Below are 19,809 nucleotides of genomic sequence, written 5' to 3'. Positions count from 1 at the left end.
CATGCCAAAAGAGCTGAAGCTTCCCGCTATCGAGGTAAAGCAGTCAAAGGGCAGAACGCTGTACACATTCGCCGTGGATGGAAAGCTGGTTCCGCGGTTCGCAACCATTTCTCGCGTGCGGCGCAAGGACGATGGCGGCCTGTCTGGCTACCAGCGTCCCGAGGTGCTGTCTCATATCGACGAAATCCGCACCTATCTGGAAAGCAGTTCTCCCATGGTTCCAAACGCGTTGGTGGTTGCGTTTGATTCGCGGGTGAAATTCCATCCTGACTCCAAGGCAGTGACTTCCGACTATTCGCGCGCCGGCATCCTCACCATCCCGTTTGAAGAGGAGATGGCGGATGATCGGAAGCCTGGCTTCATTGTCGATGGGCAACAGAGGCTTGCGGCAATCCGCGATGCCAATATCGACCGGTTTCCGATCTGTATGACTGCGTTCATCACGGATGACGTTGGCCAGCAGACCGAGCAGTTCATCCTGGTCAATTCGACGAAGCCGCTTCCCAAGGGACTCATTTATGAACTCCTGCCTGGAACAAGCGCTCGGCTGCCTTCCTTGCTGGACCGACGCCGTCTGCCGGCCCAGTTGATGGAGCGAATGAATCTGGAGGAGGGGTCGCCGCTTCAAAAGATGATCCAGACCGCAACCAATCCCCATGGCCTCATCAAGGACAACTCCATCCTGCGGATGCTGGAAAACAGTCTGAATGACGGGGTGCTGTACCGGTTCAACTCAGGGGAGGAGTCGACTGTGGACGTTGAGCAGATGCTCAACGTCCTCTACGCCTACTGGGCTGCGGTCAAGGAAGTCTTCAAGGCTGGCTGGGGACTGCCGCCGAAGAAGTCGCGACTCATGCATGGCGCAGGAATCATCAGCATGGGCCTCATCATGGATGCAATCAGCGATCGATATCGTGATCGCATCCATCCCAGTGCCGCCCAGTTCGCAACCGACCTTCTTGGGTTGAAGGAGTCCTGCCGATGGACTGCGGGGTTTTGGGACTTCGGCCCTGGACAGCAACGTAAGTGGAATGAGGTGCAGAATACGTCAAAAGACATTGAGTTGCTGACGAACTACCTCATGATTCAATACAAGAGCAGGGTGTGGTCTGCGTCGGCAGGGGCCTCCATCCCGCAGGAACAGAAAGCGACTGCCTCGCGTAAAGGTTCGCGGAAGGCAATGAAGACATCTGTGCCTAGGTGAACCGAATTGATGGCTGACGATGGGGCGGCAAGAACGTCGCCGCTCCCTCGATTCCGTAGTGCTGGTGCGCAATCGTTTCCCAATTATTCCATATCGAGTTCATTCATGGGCTTTCTGCCGGCTTCTCCGCTGCTGCGGATAACGAAGTCTCGGAGGGCCTGCAGCATGCTAGCGCTTCCTTGCCCGGCAGCGTAGATTGTGATGGCCTCGGATGGACGGTGGATATCGATGAATCCTGTCGCTGCGTGTTTCGCCGCAGCGGTAGCGATGACGAAGATATCCGCAGTTGCGGCTTGTTGTTTTAGAGCGGGAGAACCACCAACCTTGTCATTGAAACATGCCACCCGTGCCGTCGGGGCGAGTTCACCGATGATCCGCGCAACCCGTCTGAGGGTGGGCTCTTTCAATGAGTAGAGAGCGATCCTTCTCCCCGAGAGCGCTGAGGACAGGTCCTCGCCTGCGTTGGTGTCTTCTCCCGACTCCTCGCTGAACATCCGCGCGACCTGGGGAGGAACCTCCAGCTCCAGTTCCGCTGCCAGGGCCTGGAAAAGCATCACCTGATCCCGGCTTGAGCGGCGCGAGTGCTGGCGCAGATAGGCTGCGGTCTCGTAGCAGAATTGTGTCCTCTCGGCTGGATCCGCAGCCGGGTGGCTGATGAGCATATCCAGTGTATCGATCGCCCAGTCCGCCAAGGTGGCTGCTCCGGTGCGCCGCCAGGTTTCTCGAAGAGCCCAGAGGGCTTCACGATATTCCAGTGCAGAGAGCCCTATCTTGAGAAGGGCCTCGGTGATTTCGGTGAGTATCCGCAGTTGCTCGGTACGCACCTGATCATCCAGTGTGACGACAACGGCGAGTTCCTTGAGTACGGGTTTGAGGACGCGTTCCGGCTCATCCGAGGCCAGCAGGAAATGGAGCAGGTGGGGTAAGCTGTTTCGGAGGGTTTCATCTCCCCAGGGCTGTCGAGACGCTTTGATGGCCGCTGCCGCTGCGGCGACGCGGGTTTGATCTGCGAACCACGCATCGCGAGACCACTCGCGAACGCCTCGCTCGAGCACTTCAAGAGCCGTGGGCCATTCGGTCTCGTCCCCCAGTCGCTCAAGCCAGACCACGAGCCCCACTGGTACCGTAGGACTAGGTGTGGACGCGACGGCAACGGGAGTCTGTGATTGGGAAGGCCTTGTTGTCAGGTCGAGCAGTCTCTCCCAGAGGGTGCGAATGGGGGTGCGTCCGAGCAGCACCTCACGTTGCGCCGGGGGCGCGCCCTCAACCTCTGTCAATGCCTGAGCGGCCGCGTCCAGCGTGTCAAGTTCTCGTGCACAGCGCAGTAGTATCACCAGCCGTTCGAGACTTCCTGGGAGCGCCATTGCCTCCTGGAATGCACGCTCGACCTCTCCCTGATCGTAGGCGTTCCGAACACTTTCCATGTCACGGAGGCTGGCAGCGGGCAGTGCCGTGTCAGGCACGAGTGCAGCCAGCGACTCCAGATAGGGGTGGTCGGCGGCTTGCTTTGGATGGGCTGCGAGGAGCGCATCGCGCAATTGCAGACGTGAGGGGGAGGTGGTCGCGGCGAGCATCATGAAGCATTTCACGACTTCTGACGCATCCATCCCATGCCACGTCCTGAAGAGCGCGGGCCACGGTTGTAAGACCTTCTCCTTGAATTGCGCTATGGCTCCTGAGGCATCACCGATGCTCTCAAAATGCTGGAGTTCTCGAGCGTAGAGCGCCCGGATGAGCGCCTGGGTCACACGGCGAGGCCGTGTGAGCATCATGAGCGTGTTGAGTCTGGGCTCCTCAAGAATTTCATCCCACGCTCGGATACTCTCCAGTCGCAGGATCTCAAGGAAGAGATGGTTCTGGGCCGACAGACGGCCCAAACGGCGCAACTCGGCGATGTACTCCGTGGCCTGCCGGCCTTCCTGGGCGCGTAGGGCATACTCGAAATCGCTGAGAATGCGTCCCACCGGTCGGGCCGTCGCGGCGGTACGGACGGGGCGCTCCTTGCTAAGGGCGCGGAAGAGCGACAACTTTGCTCTCACCGCCTCGAGCAGTTCCGGGTCCCGTAGACGGAGCCGGTATGCACGTCCAGGCGCGAACTCCTTTACGACCGCATCGATGGGATCCTTGTCATCGAACCGACTCCACGCCAGCCACGGCCCCGCGTAGGAAGTGCCCAGCAGTGCCACCAGTTGCTCTCGTAGCGCGCGGGCCCCCCGGTCTGTGGATGCCAGGACATACCACTCGACGTTGCCGTTCTCCCGGGATCTGGGCAGGCAGATGAAATCGGCGTTGGACTTGAGATCCTCAATCCAGGGTTTGATCCGCTCCAAGGTATCAGGAGAGAGGGAGCCGTTATTGATCGCATCCCACCGCAGCCTGTTTCCTGGACCGAAGAACCGCTGGGCGAAGTCTGAATCTAGCCAAGAGCCAGCCGATTCGCTCAAAGGGCACCCCCGTATTCGGAATGGAAATCGACCCGCATCCTGGCGACCTCAGCCCTTTCTCGCTCCAACGTCACCAGTTCCGTCTGCAACTCCACTCCGCTAAAGGTGAAGTTCATGGAGCCGGTGAGTCCGAAGTCGTCACCAACCAGTCCCTTGGCATGCAGCACATCGCGCTGGAGGAGGGTGAATGCATTCGCCGGAATACGCCCCTCCAGCGAGTTGCGCAGGGTCATGCCGAAATGCACGCTCTCGCGCTCCGGGCGCACCGCCAGCACGACACGGGTGCCGCGCTCGAGCAGTTTGTGCAGGATCTGGTGCAGATGGATGCCGGCCGCTGGCAGGTCGGGCACCAGGCTTCGGAACGCCGCCGCCCTGTTGTCGATAACCTCAATGTCCCTCACCCAGGGTGAGATGAGCCACAGGCAGCGGCTGGGCAACAGCAACTCGCGGATGAAGAGACCCTGGAGCACCTCACGGATCTCCTGTCTGGAGGCGGAGGAACTGCGCAGGATGTGTCGCGTGGACGCCTGCATCATTGCACTGCCTCCAGCAAATCGAAGGTGACTGCGACGCGCCCGCTCTGTCGGCGCGTGCCTCGAACCCGGGGGTGGACTAGGAGGGCGCCGATGTCCAGCGGCTCGATCAGCATGGCGAGCATGGCTTCCCTGAGCTCCCGGAGGTCGGTTTCTGGCGCCGACAGCCTGGCGTGGCCATGCGTGATGAGCCGGTCCGTCAGTATCGTGAGCCAGTCTGTCTCCTCCAGCCGTACTTCGATGTCCTGCTGCGGAAGGAGGACCTCAATGAGGAGCCGATCGGAGGTGGGAAGGCTGGTGTAGGGATTGGATGTTTTGAGGCTTTCGGCCCGGACGCCCGAGCCCCGAGGCCACAACAGTCCCAGGAGGGTGGAATAGCGCCATCCGCGCCGCTCACCGCCAGGGACCTCGCCGGCTCGCGTGAGGGTCGAGTCGAGCGCTTCGTTCTTGCTCTCCCACAAGGCGACGATCTGGGGGGCAAGTTCGACGCCGAGCCTCGCCTCCGCTGCGTCCCAGGCGCCGAGCAGCCGCGCGAGCATCGCGTCCATCGCTGGGGAGCTTCCGGGACGCAGCAGCCGGGCGAAGAGCGCAGCAACGAACTGCTGATTCACCAGGAAGCCACGATCCGACAGCAGACGCCTGAGGTGGTTAGAGTGCTCCACCCAGTCCTCGTGTGCCCCGGATTGGCGTATCGCCGCCACCGCGTTCACCAGCGCCTCGTCCCGGTCAACATCAGGCGCACACAGGCGCGAGAGGAGCGCACGGAGCTGGAAGTCGATCTCCTCGAAATCCGAGGGTGCGAGCACCGAATCGAGCAAGCCGAAGAAGCGGCGTGGATCGTCCCCGTAGCGCGACAGGAAGTATTCGATGATGGCCGCGCCGCCCAACGCGGCTTCGGTCAGCCACAGCCGGTCGCCGGGCCCGGTCCCTACTGCATCCAGGTCCAGCAGCAAGTCTTCCGCATTGATCTGGGAGCAGAGGATGTGAATGGCTTCGAGGCAAGCCGTTCCCAGGGTGGAGCGCACCCGTCTGCGAAGCCACGGTTCCCACGAGGCATCTGGTGCGCTCCACAGCACCGTGGCCGCCTCTCCCAGCACGGTGACGACTGTCGGGCTGTCGAGCAGTTCGAGTAGTTCCTGGTGGCGTCGCCCTCGGTCGACCTCACCCTCGGCGTCCTCGCCGCCATCCTCAGTCGCCGGGAGCGCCATGAAGAGGATGTCGAGCACCTGGGTCAGTGCCTTGTCATCGGTCCGGATTCGCGACCATGCCTCTTCCAGAGGGATTCCAGCCCCGAGTGCCTCGAGCGCCAGGGCCGAGAAGCAGGCGTCAGCCAGCCAGTCCCGCTGGAACCGGTTGGCAATGCCATCGAGCCGTGAATCATCCTGGAGACGCTGGCGGAAAAGCGCCGGGCGCAGCGCGCGCAGTAACCCGGGGTCGGAGGTGCATTGCGCGGCGAGCGACTCTGGAAGTTTGGGATCGATCGCCAGCGCGTCAATATCCGCGTTGAAGCCCAGTGCGACCGGTTCGTTGCCGTCCTCGCCTTCCCGGCGTTTGAAGGACACCACCCGCTCGGAAACTTCTCCGCCCTTCATCTTCAAGGAGACGTTCACTTCTGGGGTGAAACGGATGAGTTCCACGGGCTGGGACAAGGCGTAGGTATGGATCCAGAGCGCGTCGATCAGCTTTCGCCACCTCGAGCCCCGGGGCAGGCTCAGTCTGTACCCCTCGGCCGTGGTGCGGAGTGTGGTGCTCCAGACGGGAAAGGCATTGGAGGTCGAGAGGATCTCCTCCGGGGGCTCCACCGTGTTCATCTGGAGCGGGCGGATGACGGCGAACGGTTGCTTGTGCTCGCTCCACGGCACGTCGAAGCGGCCAATCTCGGTGGCGTATTCCGGGTTGCAGAAGTCTTCGAGCCAGAGCGTGTCACCCACCTCTGGCAATCGCACCCAGTTGCGTTGGTTCTGGTGCTGGATGCTGAAACGGTGTGAAACACGTCCAGGGGCGAACTCGCGAAGGGCTTGCGCCACGGGCATCCACTCCTCGCGCCGCCGGAAAGCATTGTTCAGCACGACCTGCACTTCAGGCACGTTCAGATCGCCGAAGAGCGCCCGGGGGATGAACTCCGGAAGTGGAGTGCGTGGCGTGGAAGGCTCTTGTGCTTCTGTTTTTCCACTGGTGGCGATCTTCCAATTGCGCTCGAGCCGGCGGAGACAGGTCGGGATGACCGAGGTGAGCAGGGCGCGGGGAGGTTCCCAGAGCACGGCCTGGAGCGTTGACTCGTCGAGGCCCAGCGCCTCCTGGAGGTATCGGGTGAAGCGAGCCCGTTCGGCCGGGTTCTCGAGCACCCTACGGAGCAACTCGATGGCTTCCTTTTGGCGCTGGAGTTGGTTCGGGTATCGCTGATCGGCGGGGGTGGAGAGGATGAGCCAGGCATCCATCGGCGTACTGCTGCCCGCCGAAGTAACGGCCGCCACCCAGTCGAGAAGGGTGTACGTGGCCTGCATCTTCAGAACATGCCGGTTGCCAATGGGCAGGTACCTGGGAGCCAGCACGGGGGAGAAAATCTGCTCGTAGGCCTGGTAGGCGAGCCGATCCCGTCCGAAGTCGGTGAGGGCGACGAGGGTCCAGGGCCGCATCTCACGTCGCCGGCCGGCGCGTCCCTTCCGCTGAAGGAATGAGGCCCCGCTGCGGGGGGCTTTGTGTTGCACCACAGCTCCGACTTCCGGGTCGTCGAATCCAACCTCGAGCGACGAGGTGGCAACGACGATCTCCGCGCTCCGGTTGATGCCTCGATCCAAGGAACTCACCCGGTCGACTGCGGCACGGGCTCCCCCGGTCAGTGCGTGCCCGATCCACTCTGCGACGACCCAGGACTGGCCCTGGACCAGCCTCGCGCCGTGGTCGGCGTGCTCGCGCGCGCGAAGCGTGGCCAACGAGCCCCATGGCTTCCTTGGATCTGGTGTTCCCGGGCGCTTCCACCCTTCCGCATCGAGCGTGTCGAAGAAGAGACGGTTGTTGACGTCTAGGTTGTCGGTGAAGGCGAAGACCTTCTTGCCGTAGGCCGGGCGCGAGATGCCGTTGGGCTCAAGCATCCGGCGCATCAGCATGAGCGTCTGGATGGAGGTCGACAAAAGGCTTGCGCCGGAGACGGGGTCACCCCGGAGGGCTACCTGGTACTCCATGCCCTCGGGCTCCATCTCGGAGTCGTCCGGGATGACCGCGATGACATCCGTCCGCCTTACTCCAGTCAAATCTGCGAAGAAGCGTTCCGCGTCAGCCAGGGTCGCGGAGAGACCCACGAAGTGGGGCCGGGCCTGGGTGAGTTTCTGCCAGCGGCGGAGCAGAAGGGCGACCTGCGCGCCGTGAACTCCTTCATAAGTGTGTACCTCGTCAAGCAGGACAAGGCGCGGCCGGTGGTGCTCGAGTTGCTTGAACCCAAACAGCTTGCCCATCGAGGTGGCCATCCGCTGGTTCACCATCTCCGTGGTGGTGAACAGCAGGTCCGGTGGGCTCCGGGAGAGGCTGTCGCGCGTGAGGCGTATCTCGTCGGGGCTCACCTTGAGACCACAGGATTTCGATTCGCACGAGAGCCTCTCAAGGCCTGTCTGGATGTCGTCGAGACGCCATAGGAGTCGCCGATTGCAAGAAGGGCAGTCGAGCAGGGGACAACGAAGTGCTTTGTCTCCAACCTTCTCCCATGCGTCGAAATGTTTTGCCCTCTGGGATGAACGGTCGAGCAGATCCTTGGCCACCTTGGGAACGTCACCGTACAACACGCCGATGGATAGCCGGACACCTGTTGGCAGTTCCTCGTTGACCCGCTTCGCCTGCCCGAGCGCTTCGCGCAACTGATCCTTGAGCAGTTCGTTGCGAGGGTAGAGGGCCAAGCACTTGGTCCATGGGGGGCCGCCCAGCCATCGGGCCATGGAGATAAAGGCGGGCAGATAGAAAGCCAGCGTTTTTCCGCTACCGGTCCCCGCGCAGACGATGGTGCCGAACGAGCGCTTGCTGGAGACGCGCTGGCTCAGAATGTCCCGCGTAGCGGTGAGCTGGAACTGTGCCAACTCCAAAGGCTTCTTGGAGTTGACCCGTAGCAGGGCCTTCACCACCGCCACCTGACGGGCATCGAGTCCAGTGCCCTGGAGGGCTGTGAGCACATCCTGCGCGGTGAACCGGCGCTTGGGGAACAAGCGCGGACGCAACAGCAGGCGGAAGTCCGCGACCAAATTCTTCCCGGTGCGCCACCGTGCTGCAGGGTTCTTGGGCTTGTCGGCGAAGATCTGTCGCAGCCTCGCCAGTAGCCGGAGCGTCTCCGCCATGCGCGTGCGGTAGCGTCCGTCCTCTCCGTGGACCAGCCACAGCAGGCGCTCATTCTCAAGCCAGTCGAGCAGTCCCTGGGGATCCTCGAAGGCATGTGAGTCCATGCGATCGAGGAACCGCGAGGCCCGATCCTGGAGTTCTTCCTGGGAGAAGAACCCATCGACAATGCCCCAGGAGAGCAGTGCGGCCTCGGCCCGTTCGATCTCGCCCAGGAAATCGAGTCCCTGGCGCTGCGCCTCATCCAGGCTCATGGCCTTCGCCCCCCTGTACCCTCGAACCAGCGCAGACGGATCCGGTCGAGGAGCCCCCGGCTTTCAAGCCACTGATGTACGTCCTTCGTGAGGAGAACGAGCGCCGCACCTCCGGGCTGTTGGGAGGCTCGGAGGAACTGGCGCACCGCCTGGGGATAGTGGGTGTCGCTAAGGTCCGCGAGTCCGGCACGCAGTGCTTCCGCCCGCTCAAGGATGGCCTTGAAATCGCTATCCGTTCGCGGTGCACGGACTGAGGAGGCCTGCAACTCGCTCTTGAGTTGTCGTACCTGCCGCACCGATTGCGACTGACCGGGGATGGTGGCGATGTCCTCGAGCAGATTCTCGTTGGCTTGGGGCAATTCCGAAAGGAATGCCTTCCAGGTCTCATCGACGAGGCGCTCCAGTTCGCTGTTCAGTGCACCGAGCCGTTTGCAGAACCGGGAGTAGTCGTTGCCCTTGGTGAAGTCTTCCGGTGCGTCCTGGCGGGCTTTCTGCAAGAGCTTCGTCAGCAGATCTTCGTGCTCCGTGTCTTCAGGGAGGTTGTCGGCGGGCAAGCGCCCGTTACGCATTAGAACGCCCGTAGGAAGCGAGAACTGTTCCAGCCGCTCCCGGAGTTCCACGAGTTCCATCCGCCGCTTCTCGAAATGATGTGCCTTGTCTTCATCGGACTGACGGTTCTTGAATCGTTCGGCTTGCTGACGTAGCTCCCGGGCGAGTGGGACTGCGTTGTTCATGAGGAACTCCCCCGCAGGCTCTGCAGGTGTTGTCCAATGGTTTCGAGTTCTTCCACGAGCGCGTTCCGCGCGGTCTCAATGGGATCCGGCTCACTGGCATCCAGGTTTGCCTTGAGGGCAGCGCTGGCGTTTTTCAGGAATGCGTTCATTTGATCGATGACGCGTTCAATGACGAAGAGAGCGGAGCGGTCAAGTTGCGCGAGGACCCCGAGCGTCTGTCCCGGGGCCTTCTCTGTCTCCAGGCGGGCGAGCTGATCGAGCACTGTCTTCACCGGGCTGTCGTAGAACGACTTGATCGACTCACGGAGTGTTTGTGGATCGAAGCCCTGCACCACACCCAGGGCTGCGGTGAACTCGACGAGTTCGGTGAAGACGATCCGGACTTCGTCCCTGTCGAACGTTTCGCCGAGGAAGCTCAGGCTCGTCCGGCGCAACTCGAGCAACTCCTCCGACAACTTCTTCGCCGCAGCCTGGATCTCCGTCTTCAGGCCGGAGACGTCGTTCGCTAGCGCACGCAGTTCCTTCTTGGACGAGGACTTCACCTGCGAGGTGATGTTCCAGCTCTTCTTGACCGAATCCAGCGCTGGAATGAGGCGCACAACATCTAGGGCGAGAACGTCTCTTCCTTGCTCGCCCTGCCTGGATCCCACCAACTGCAACAGGATGTCTTGTGCCGACAGTCGGGTCGGTGTATCTGCGCGCAGACCGGCGATCTTATGGAGCACGGAATCCCATTTGCGCCAGTCAAGCCGCTGGAGTGGAGGCCCAGGCGCAGGTGGCGTGAGCTTCTCGAATAGGGCTTCCACCAGCGCTGTCCGGTTCGATGTGTGGCCGACCCTGGCTCCCAGACAGCGGGCTCCCACGAGAAGGACTTCCACCATCGGGGTGATAAGCTCATCTGACTGCTCTTTGGCGGCATCAATTGTTATGGCGACCCGGTCCGACAGGAACTGGGCCACACGAGCACTGTCGCGCTCAGTTCCCTCATAGTTCCACTCCCTTCCGTATGTCTCGTGACGGACAATGGCTAGCAGCGCATTGCGTATTCCGAGGGATGCATGTTCGTCCAGTCGTTCGCGTTGCGTGCAGACCACGAAGAGCGCGTTGGCCTCGGTGGTATCCGCCGTCGAACCTCCCGGTAGGAAGATTTTCTCCGCCATCTCCTTGAGATCCCAGGAAGGCTGCAGCATATGCAGAGGCCAGGGAATGAAAGTCATCACCCGGGGAGCGATCCAGTTCCGCAGGTCGCGAGCGTCGCCCTGGGAAAGGTTCTTGCCGCGCTGCCACTCAGTGAGCTTCTGGTCCCACTCCTGGACCTTGGACGCCTGCGCGCTGACCTGGGGCCGCTTGGTGGTCGGTTTGGGCCCAACGGGGACCACGGACTCCATTATCGGGGATATATCCCTAGGATCCTCGACATGGATGGTGTCTCCCGGGTTGAGCGCGGACAGCCCGAAAGCCTGGAAGATCTGGGGAGCCGTTCCCCAGTAGGCGGCCACCCGCGCGTACCGCTTCCAATGGTCTGGTTGGAGGCGCCGGATCTCCGCGAGCGTGTCGCCCGAAAGGCCGTCCGTGGTACCGAATGTCTCGGCCGGGAACTCCCCGCGTTCGAACTCAGGGCGGTACACGAGCGTCTCGCGCAGGACATTGTTGATGATGTTGCGCGGGTTGAACAGAGGACGTCCATCCGCTCCCTGGGAACCCGTGGTGACGAGCCGTTCGATTGTAGTGCGGTTGAAGGGGAAGAGGGGATGACCCTGGACTGACGTGCCGAACATATCGAGGACCTGTGCTCCCGGCTCGTCGAGCTGGTGCTCGAAGCGGGGAACCCATCCGGTAGACCACTCACTCTGCGAGCCTTCAGCGCGTGTGTTGAAACTGGCCGTGAGATTGTCCCGTCCGAGGCGGGCTGCATTCAAGTACCCGCCCACGAGTTCCACCGCGCGACTGACCACGTCATTGTCCCTCTCTGGGATGAGCCACTCGATGCGAGCGCGGGTTCGTACCGTATCCTTCAGCATGTAGCCTTCGGTATAGGCCAGTGCGCTGCGGATGGTGCACAGTACCTGCTTGCCGTCCCGGTACGCCTCGCGAATCATTACATCTAGGAGCGCCCCCTGCAGGCCAGACAGTACTGCGAAATCTTCCACCAAGAGGATGAGTTCCTGCTCCTCCTTGAGGAGTTGGGCACGGACGTCCACGAACAGCTCCGTCAACGTGTTGTCCCCCAGCCGGAGCAGTTCCTGTTTGGCCTGATCGAGCAGGCCATTGAGCAGTCGTGCCGCCTGGGCCCGGTGCTGATCTTCCTCCTTGGCGATCTGCCGGTAGAAGTCCTTTGCCTGGGCATTCATCTGACGTACGAGTTCATCGGGAACCCTGAAGTCCGAGGGCTCGAATTGGTGCGCCCGCTGGTCGACGTCGGAGCCTCCCTCTTGGGTGACGTGCTCTGCCAGCCGGGAGATGATTCCCGGCTTGTCTGCGGTTCCGAGAAAGAGTTCAGTCTCAAGAACGGGATCTCCGAGGAGCGCGGGCAGGGCGCGCGGGGAGCCGAAGGTCTTGAGAAGTTTGTCTTCTCCCGGATCTTGCGAGTGATTCGCCACCAGCCGTTCGGTGGCTGCGGCGGAAGCCTTCACCAACAGGTGCCGTAAGTTCGTCAGCAGCATCTTTGCTGCCAGTTCAGGATCGAGCTGTTCGTGTGCCTCGTTCAGCCTCTTGCGCAAGGGGGCGTAGGCGGCTCCCGGTAGCCCTTTGAGAATCAGGCGAAGCACGCCTTTTAGGCTGGAGCCCTTTGGAATACGGATGATGTGCAGATGCTCGTACCGAGGATGCGTCTGTAGCTGAACGTCGAGCCAGCGGATGACATGAGACTTGCCTACTCCCGAGCTTCCAATAATGGGCAGGATGATCCGGCCTTCCGGTGGAGCGTCCTCCATGAAGGCCTCGATTAGCGCGCGCTCATCGCGAGGCTCGGTCTCCTGACCGCCTCCCACTCGCCTGCATTCGAACTTCATCGCCTGGTGGGCGGCGAGGAAGATGGCGTTACTGCTCGTCTCGGCCTCGGCCGAGATGCACGCCTTGACGTTGTTGATGGTTGGCCAGTACGGCAGGAGGGAGTTGATACTCATGTGGTCTTCGTCCACACCACGTGGGAGATCCTCTGAATGGGCGTGCTGTCCCGGCCGAGTAGGAGCTTCACCTCGGGGGCATCAGAGCGGGCGGGCAATTGAAGCACTCCCGATTCCTCAAGACGAATGAGGGCACGAGAGAGGCTGGTGGAGATTTCATGGGGCGCGCGAGGCTTCCACACGTCCCGCTTCCGGAGGTGTTCCTCCATTTGCTGCCGGTAGGTTCCACCATCGATGACGGGCAAGCGCACGGCGAGTCGTTCCAGGAATCGGTTGATGGGGAGTTCACGGGTGTCCTCGAAAGTGGCTGGAAGCTCGTCGAGCACGGCCTCAGCCGGATCGGCGATCAGCTCAGGAATCCCTTTTATGGGCTCCGAAGAAGCCGACTTGGATGCCAGCGCGCGGGAGGGCGTAGTTGCGGGTGATTGCGTTTTGCTGAAACCTCTCTGGGGATTGAGCCATCCCAGGCCTAGAAACGGAGCGTAGTCGTCGCGGTACGCGTACCAGCGTGTGTCGTTCTGGAAGGGCATCGGCTTGGTGGAGACCTGCGTCTTGAGAAGTTCGTCGACGTCGGACCACTTGCCGCCAGGAAAGGCGTACGAATCCTGGGCGAGCACCCAGCACGCCCCACGGGTGAGGTCGGCGCACTGGCCCGCGACCTCCGAATCCCGCTCTTCAGAAAGGATCTGGAGGTTGTTGGCGGGTGAAAACACGAGTTGGCGGATCGCCGTTCTCAGGAGAGCCGCATCCTTCGAGTCGAGGCTTGTTTGATTGAACGCGGGACCCAGGGAGATGGTGTTCTCATCTCCCTCCTCCTGCACGAAGAAGCCGATCTCAAGCCATCGGGTTAGCGTGGCCTTGGCCTGCTGTTGCTCCTTCTTGCTCGCGTCGTCCTTCTTGTCGTCGCCTGTGGGCTCCGCCGAGGACCAAAGCGTCTTGGGCGCACAAAGGTCGAGAAGTTCCTGCCTGGGAAGCGGGCTGCGGAGGAGCAATGCACGTCGGAACGCCAGGAGGACACTCAGTTGTCCATCACTTGCACGATTGAGGAGACCCATCAGTCAAGCCTTCGGAGGAAGAGGTTCAGGGATATGTGCTCGCGCAGTTCGACTATCCGTCTGCCTCGATCGCCGGGCTCGAGGACATCGTCCGGGAGGACCAGAATGTGCGCCGGCCGGTCGAGTGAGAAGAGATACGAGAGGAGCGGCTTCCTCTCCTCCTCGGGCTCGATGACGCTGACTCTTCGCACGAGGGGCTCGCCCGACGGTGTGTCCTGCTCGTTGATGTCCCGGTGGATGAGGAATCGGAGAGGCGATTTGAGCCAGAGCTCCCGGACTTCCTTCATTTCCGCCAGCATCTGTCCCGTGGCGACCTCAAGGAATCCGCGGGCGGTCAGCACTCCGAGCAGATCAATGACCTTCCGGCGCCAAGCGTTCAGGGCCTGCCTGTCCACCGGCCTGGGATAAGAGACGATGACCAGTCCGGTGGGAAGGCTGCTCATCCACGAGGCCCGGTTGAAAACGTCGGCCACCCGGCGGAGGGGCGCAGCATGGGGAACGACGTAGTCGTGGGACACTTGGTCTTGTTGCCTCGTGACCGGGCAGTCTCCGGAGGCACCTTCCGGGAAGATGCCGAGCTCGTGCAGCGTGTAGGTGCGGTTGAAGATGGAGGAGAGGGTACGCTGGCCCGAGAGGACCTCCATGACTTCCGCCAGCGAGTCACCGTCCTGCATCATGGCGGAACGCCTCTGGCCCCACACAGCTTTTACCTGGTGCCCGCTTTCGAGAAGCTTCACGGCGGTCTTCTCATAGAATCGGTTCAACGTGTCGCGCCAGCGCTGCTCGAAGTCGACTTCGCTCTCGTTCTCCGCAGGCTCAAGAAGGGGAGGGGAAACCGTATCGAGAGAGAGCAGTTGGAGCCGGGCCATCAGGATCAGTGTGCGGCGGTTCCACGCTTGGTTCTCCTTCGAGTCGCCCGTGACGTGCCAGGGTCGCGCATTCAATGGCACCAGGAGGACACCCTCACGGCCAGGGACCCGCTCGCGTCCGTTCCACATTGCCCTCCAGCGATCCATTCCCTTCTTCACGCCGATAATTCGCTCGTCAGCGATCTGCTGGGCGGTCCCCAGGTCTTCATCGATGTGCATCATCAGGGCGAAGGCAGCCTTGCCGTCCCGCCCCGCGCGGCCGACCTCCTGATAGTACCGGTCGACCGTTTCAGGCACGCAGGCGTGGAGGATGGTTCTCACGTCCGACTGGTCAACTCCGAGGCCGAAGGCCGAAGTGGCGACCACCGCGTCAATCTCCCGTCGCTCCCACTGCTCCAACAGGCGCGTGCCATTTTCGTTGGAAAGGTCACCTCCGCGAACGCAGGCCACTCGCCACATTCCCATCTCGAGGAGTCGCGTCTCCCAATTGGCGGCATCCTCACGGCGAGTGGTGTAGAGAATGAATGGACGTGGGACGCGGCGGACGACCTCTGAGAGACATGCTTCCCGTTCGGCCTCGTTCCGGGCGTGGTGGATCCAATGGTTTGGCTCCGGACGAAGGTGGACGGCAGAGACGACGTCCATCTCCCCAAACAAGAGCTGCAGGGTCGACCAAGTGTCCTCGGTCAGCGTGGCCGTCGCCAGCAGGGTACGCAACTGCCCGGAACTCTCGGTCAAGAGCCCGTTCCGGAGCCCCGAAAGCAGTTGGAACTCAGGGCGGAAGTCCGCACCCCATTCTGCTACGAGGTGCGCTTCGTCTACGACGAAATAGGTGAGCCTGTTGCCGCGCGCCGCCTCAAAGAGTGCCGAGCGGAGCGTGCCCACCGCCGCTTCCGGGGATGTGAAGACGATGGACTGCTCGCCCTTGCGAATCCTCTGCCTGCAGAGACGTTTGGCCTCCTGACTGAGTCCTCCGTGGTAGGCCCACTCGATATCGGCCTCTTCCTCGCCCACCAGTCCGGCGAAACGCTGCGCCTGATGCTTGGCCAGCGCCACCGTAGGGACGATGACGACAGTCATCTGGCCACGCGCCCGTGCCGCCAACGCGAGAGATTGGAAGACGAGGCTCTTGCCAGCTCCGGTGGGGAGGTTCACCAGCAGCGTGGCCCCTGGTTCCAAGAGGAACGCGGCGCGGATGGCTTGCCGCTGCCCGGGAGAAGTGTATGTCCGCGAGGCCTGTGGCGCGTTCTTGAGCAGGGCCGTGACGGCCGGATCCATCGGAGGCTTGGCGTCGCGCCGTCGCGGCCTTTCCGCGAGCGCGTCCGCTGTGGGGTCCGCATTGGGGCTGCCGAGCCAACCCGGGTGCCACGGCGAGGCGCGGACTTTGAAACGGTCCGGGGCCTCAGAAACGATCTCCATTCCAAACGCGTTCCAGATTCGCTTGTCTGGCCAGCCGGCGGCCCGGGGGACGGCGAAGTAGGGAGGCTGTCCCGTGCTTCCCAGTACGGCATGCCGGGCTAGTACATGGCGGATCAGTCCGGCGAGATCGCCTGGGCCGGTCCGCTTTTTCTGGAGACCCAGGAGCGCGAGTCGGAGCCTGTCGTGGATGGCGTCCTCGAAGGCCTCCTCGGGGATGGGTTCGACCGGCCAATTCGCCAGGAGCGATTGGAGTGTGTAGAAGGAACTCATCGGCTCTGGAATGGATTCTGGCCGGAGAGGAATACGGCACCGACCGAGTCCGGGCGGAGGCGGGGTTGGCGGATGCCCCGTGCCAGAGCTGCGGCGAGCCGGTTCTCGAGTTCCATGTGGCGCTGCTCGGCCTCGCGCGAGGAGCCTTCTTCCAGATGCGCCAAGCGGCTGGAGAGTCGCGCTGCTACCGTGGCTGCGTGCGACTCGATGCGTTGGGCATGATCTTCGGTCAGCTGGCCCAGGCCGACGTCGGCGGTGAGCAGGGCCTCCGCCCGTTTTCGGGCGGCCCGGCAGGTGTCTTCCCAGTTGGAGAGCAGGCCCATGTTGGCCACCACTTCCCAACGCTCTGGGTTGAGGTTGTGGTCCGTGCCTCCACGGGACTCCTGGCGGTAGCTCTCCTCGAGCTGGGCGCGCGTGCCTGGAGAAAGGACGGGCTCCCCGTCCCGGTCGACCCAGACGGTCTGGAAGATGGGAGGGAAGGCTTCGTCACTCCGGCGGCGGAGCGCGTGCGTGGGCTCGCCGGACGATTGGAGGAACTCGAGGGCGGGGTCCAGGTCCACTTCGACCAGGAAGTCGAAGCGGAAGAAGACATCGCCCACCGAGTCCGCCTGGTAGCCAGGGATGCTGCGCCAGAGGGCCCAGGCGATGCCTCGGTCATCATTGCGCGCCAGCTTCGTGAGGCCGTCGAGGAAGGGGTGCCCCACACGCAAAAGAGGGGAGTGGGTGCGGGACGCGAAGCGCCGGCTCGCGGTCATCTTGAAGGTCCGCCACTCGCCGCCGCGGCCGCTCCCCTCAATGGCTTGGTCGAGCGACGAGATGAGGTCCATCACCGGGATGAGGGTGTTCGAACCCCGATCTCGATGTGAATAGGCATAGCGAAAAGACTTGGGCTCGCGCTCCGGCCGGTCCTCGAACTGGAGCCCCTCGACGGCCCAGGCGCGCATGGCCTCGACCACGGTGTCGTCCTTGAGGTCGTGTTCTTCCAGGGTATCGAAGGAGAATCCGTCTTCGAGTTCGGCCGGATCGGTCGAGTCCAGTGCCTCCTGCGCGCGGATGCGCTTGAGTTCGGGCTGCAGTCCCTTCTCGTCGTCATGCATCCGGGCGGCGGCCTGTTCGATGGCAGCAGTGCCGTCATGGAGAAGTCCCGCAGTGAGCGAGCGCATCTGCTCCTCGATCACGTATTGCAGAGGCGCCACCGAGTTCGAGAAGACACCCACTGCCCCCTGCAGGCAGGCGGCCCATGTCTCCTCCCACCTCGTTTCCGACAGCAGGAGGATGGAACCCACGCTTCCGCGAGCCCCGATGCGATCGAGGCGGCCGATGCGCTGCTCAAGCCGGTTCGGCGAGAGAGGCAGGTCGTAGTGGACGACCACTGCCTTTTCTCCCTGGAGGTTGAGACCTTCCTCGGCGTGCCGATCACAGATGATGGCGACGGCACCCGTGTTGGTGTTGGCCGCGAAGGGGGCGCGCAGGACCTTGCCACTGGCACGCGCTGAGAGCACGGTATGGACGCAATCGGCGACACGGGGTTCGTCGATGAAGATCACCGCGCGATGCTTTCTTGCCTGCTGCTCGGCAACCACTTTCAGCAGCGCATCGAGCCGCGCATCGTGCTCGAGAGGGGACGCGATCAGTTCTTCGGCATTGCTCAGCCACTCGCGCTCCGAGTCGAAGGCGGCGCGGGTGCCCTTGTCCAGCGCGCGGCCGCGCTTGGTGAAGTGCTCCCGGAGCACGAACGGGTGGGAGAGGAATGCCTCCACCAACTGCGTGAAGAGGCGTTGGATCTCTTCCTCAAAGGCGGGATTCCCCGCCGAACGGACCTGGAACGAGGCACGCTCCTGCCATTCGTCGAGGAGCTTGGCGGCCGTGGTCCTGGCGTCACACAGGTGCGAGACCCGCACCGCTCCGGTTCTCTGGGGCAGATCGCTGGCCACGGACTCGGACTCCCGGCGGGTACGCAGCATGCGCCGGTCGATGCGGTATGTCTCCCCAATGTGCGCGCGGAGGGTGCGAATGGCGGAGATGCGCTGCTCGTTATCCTCCTCCTCGCCGGCCAGGGCGCGGACGCTGTCAACGAGCGAGCGCAGGCGCGAGTCCTCGGGCGCGAGTTGGTCTATCCCGTCGAGCGTCCCTTCCAGGAACAGTTCGGCCACATCGTCCTGCAAAGACTGGAGGTGCTCGGCGATCTCCTGACGGCTGGCCACCAGTTTGTGGAATCGCTCGCGATCCTCGATGCGATGCACCTGGGGGTCGAGCAGGTGGAGCATGGCCAGGAAGCCATCTTCGTTGTGCAGCAATGGCGTTGCCGACAGCAGCAGGACGCGCGGCACTTTGCGCGCCAGCTTCTCGAGCACCTCGTAGGTCGCTCGCTGCCAGCGTTGGGTGGAATAGGCCCACCTGGCGGATTGGTGCGCCTCATCAAGGATGAGCATGCCGGGCTCGGTACGGAACTTCAGTTCCGAGAGCTTGTTCGAGGCGGTCACGTGGATGGAGTCGTCGAGATGATCGCCCAGGTGGAATCGGTCCTGGAGCTCGCCCCGCCATTGCTCGACCAGATGCTCAGGGACGACGATGAGCGCGGTGGCGTCATGGGGGTGATCGAGGAAGTACTGGCGGATGATGATGCCGGCCTCGATGGTCTTGCCGAGGCCCACCTCGTCCGCCAGGAGGAATCGCTGCACGGGGTCCCTCAAGACACGGCGCACCACGGCGACCTGGTGGCGATGGAGATCGATGCTTGAGGATGCAAGCCCGGAGAGGCCGCAGAAGTTCGAACGATGCCCGGTCACGAAGCGGATGAATCGGGCCCTGCGCTCGTGCCAATAGGGAGTTTCCGTAATAGTGGAGGCGAGCCAGTCGGTCGGGTCATCGACCGGGTGCCTCCAGCGCAGGAACATGTCGAAGGCGGGGACCAAGGCCGCCTGCTTGTTGGGAAAGGCGACTTGGTAGTGGTCTACCCCGGAGTTGGAGGCGGGCTCCCCATCAAGGAGTCGGGCGGCCCGCCAGACCGCACGCGCGGCATCCCAACAGAAGACCCTGCTTTGGGCATGGAGTTGCACGGGGCTCAGGCTTTTGATGTCGACCTGGAGCACCTTCCGCGCGTTGGACGCTGGCGAGACGAAGTACTCGATGCTCGCACTGCGGCCATCGAACTCGACCAACTTACCTACGCCGAGGTCGTTCTCTTCGGACTCAACGAAGCTCCCTGGCCCCAAGTTCGTGCCTCCCCGCTTGATGCTCGCCAGCAGTGATTCCGTGCGGTTACTGCGTGGATGGCCGATGCGCGAGATCCACGGATTTTCGCAGGTGGGCGAGCATGCGAATTGTACATCGCGGCCGTGTGCACGACGAGCCGAGACGCTGACATGGACTATCCGTGTGGGGCTCCACCCGTATGCTCTCGAGGTTGGTCTCGGTGCAAGAACCACCCCAGGCTGTGCAGGGGTTGAGGCTCAAGATTGCCAAGACGTCCAGGACCCAGTCCCTAAGCAGTGGAGAGCGCCGCCTGGGTAGTTGCATACCCAAGAGGCTGCGTGACCCCTGCATTGACCTGGCGCATCACTCTGGCGGTCCCGTTAAACGCGA

At 62.7% G+C, this 19,809-nt stretch carries 9 protein-coding genes; 1 reads left to right on the top strand and 8 read right to left on the bottom strand.

Annotated elements, in window-relative coordinates; genetic code table 11:
- Position 1 precedes the first annotated feature (1 nt).
- Positions 2-1,204, top strand: coding sequence for a DGQHR domain-containing protein DpdB (gene dbpB, locus D7X74_RS09230; protein ID WP_120532560.1), 1,203 nt, complete (start codon positions 2-4; stop codon positions 1,202-1,204).
- An 83-nt stretch (positions 1,205-1,287) separates the two neighbouring features.
- On the opposite strand, the gene dpdD is transcribed toward dbpB, so the two are convergent.
- Genes dpdD through dpdE form a run of 8 tightly spaced genes read right to left on the bottom strand, consistent with a single transcriptional unit; the run spans position 1,288 to position 19,652 of the window.
- Positions 1,288-3,648 carry a protein DpdD gene (gene dpdD / locus D7X74_RS09225; RefSeq protein ID WP_199741794.1) on the bottom strand — a complete coding sequence of 787 codons (2,361 nt, stop codon included), beginning with the start codon at positions 3,646-3,648 and terminating at the stop codon, positions 1,288-1,290.
- Positions 3,645-4,184, bottom strand: coding sequence for a phospholipase D-like domain-containing protein DpdK (gene dpdK, locus D7X74_RS09220; protein WP_120532559.1), 540 nt, complete (start codon positions 4,182-4,184; stop codon positions 3,645-3,647). Before dpdK ends, dpdD begins: the two co-directional genes overlap by 4 nt.
- Complete coding sequence (dpdJ, locus tag D7X74_RS09215; protein WP_120532558.1) at positions 4,181-8,752, bottom strand: protein DpdJ; 4,572 nt, start codon at positions 8,750-8,752, stop codon at positions 4,181-4,183. Before dpdJ ends, dpdK begins: the two co-directional genes overlap by 4 nt.
- On the bottom strand, positions 8,749-9,486 hold the full coding sequence (locus tag D7X74_RS09210; protein ID WP_147446516.1) for a hypothetical protein: 738 nt from the start codon (positions 9,484-9,486) through the stop codon (positions 8,749-8,751). The genes dpdJ and D7X74_RS09210 overlap by 4 nt, the downstream gene beginning before the upstream one ends.
- On the bottom strand, positions 9,483-12,611 hold the full coding sequence (gene dpdH / locus D7X74_RS09205; protein ID WP_120532556.1) for a protein DpdH: 3,129 nt from the start codon (positions 12,609-12,611) through the stop codon (positions 9,483-9,485). Before dpdH ends, D7X74_RS09210 begins: the two co-directional genes overlap by 4 nt.
- Positions 12,608-13,666, bottom strand: a complete 1,059-nt coding sequence (gene dpdG / locus D7X74_RS09200) for a protein DpdG (protein WP_147446515.1) — start codon at positions 13,664-13,666, stop codon at positions 12,608-12,610. Before dpdG ends, dpdH begins: the two co-directional genes overlap by 4 nt.
- Positions 13,666-16,224: a protein DpdF gene (dpdF, locus tag D7X74_RS09195; protein ID WP_120532554.1), complete on the bottom strand. Its 2,559-nt coding sequence runs from the start codon at positions 16,222-16,224 to the stop codon at positions 13,666-13,668. The genes dpdG and dpdF overlap by 1 nt, the downstream gene beginning before the upstream one ends.
- Entirely contained in the window at positions 16,221-19,652 is a 3,432-nt protein-coding gene (gene dpdE, locus D7X74_RS09190; RefSeq protein WP_304984911.1) for a protein DpdE, read from the bottom strand. Before dpdE ends, dpdF begins: the two co-directional genes overlap by 4 nt.
- Positions 19,653-19,809: the final 157 nt, after the last annotated feature.

It is taken from the genome of Corallococcus sp. CA047B (genome assembly GCF_003612065.1).
Classification (GTDB): domain Bacteria; phylum Myxococcota; class Myxococcia; order Myxococcales; family Myxococcaceae; genus Corallococcus; species Corallococcus praedator.
Note: the sequence above shows the minus strand (reverse complement) of the source record. Positions and strands in the feature narration are given on the sequence as shown.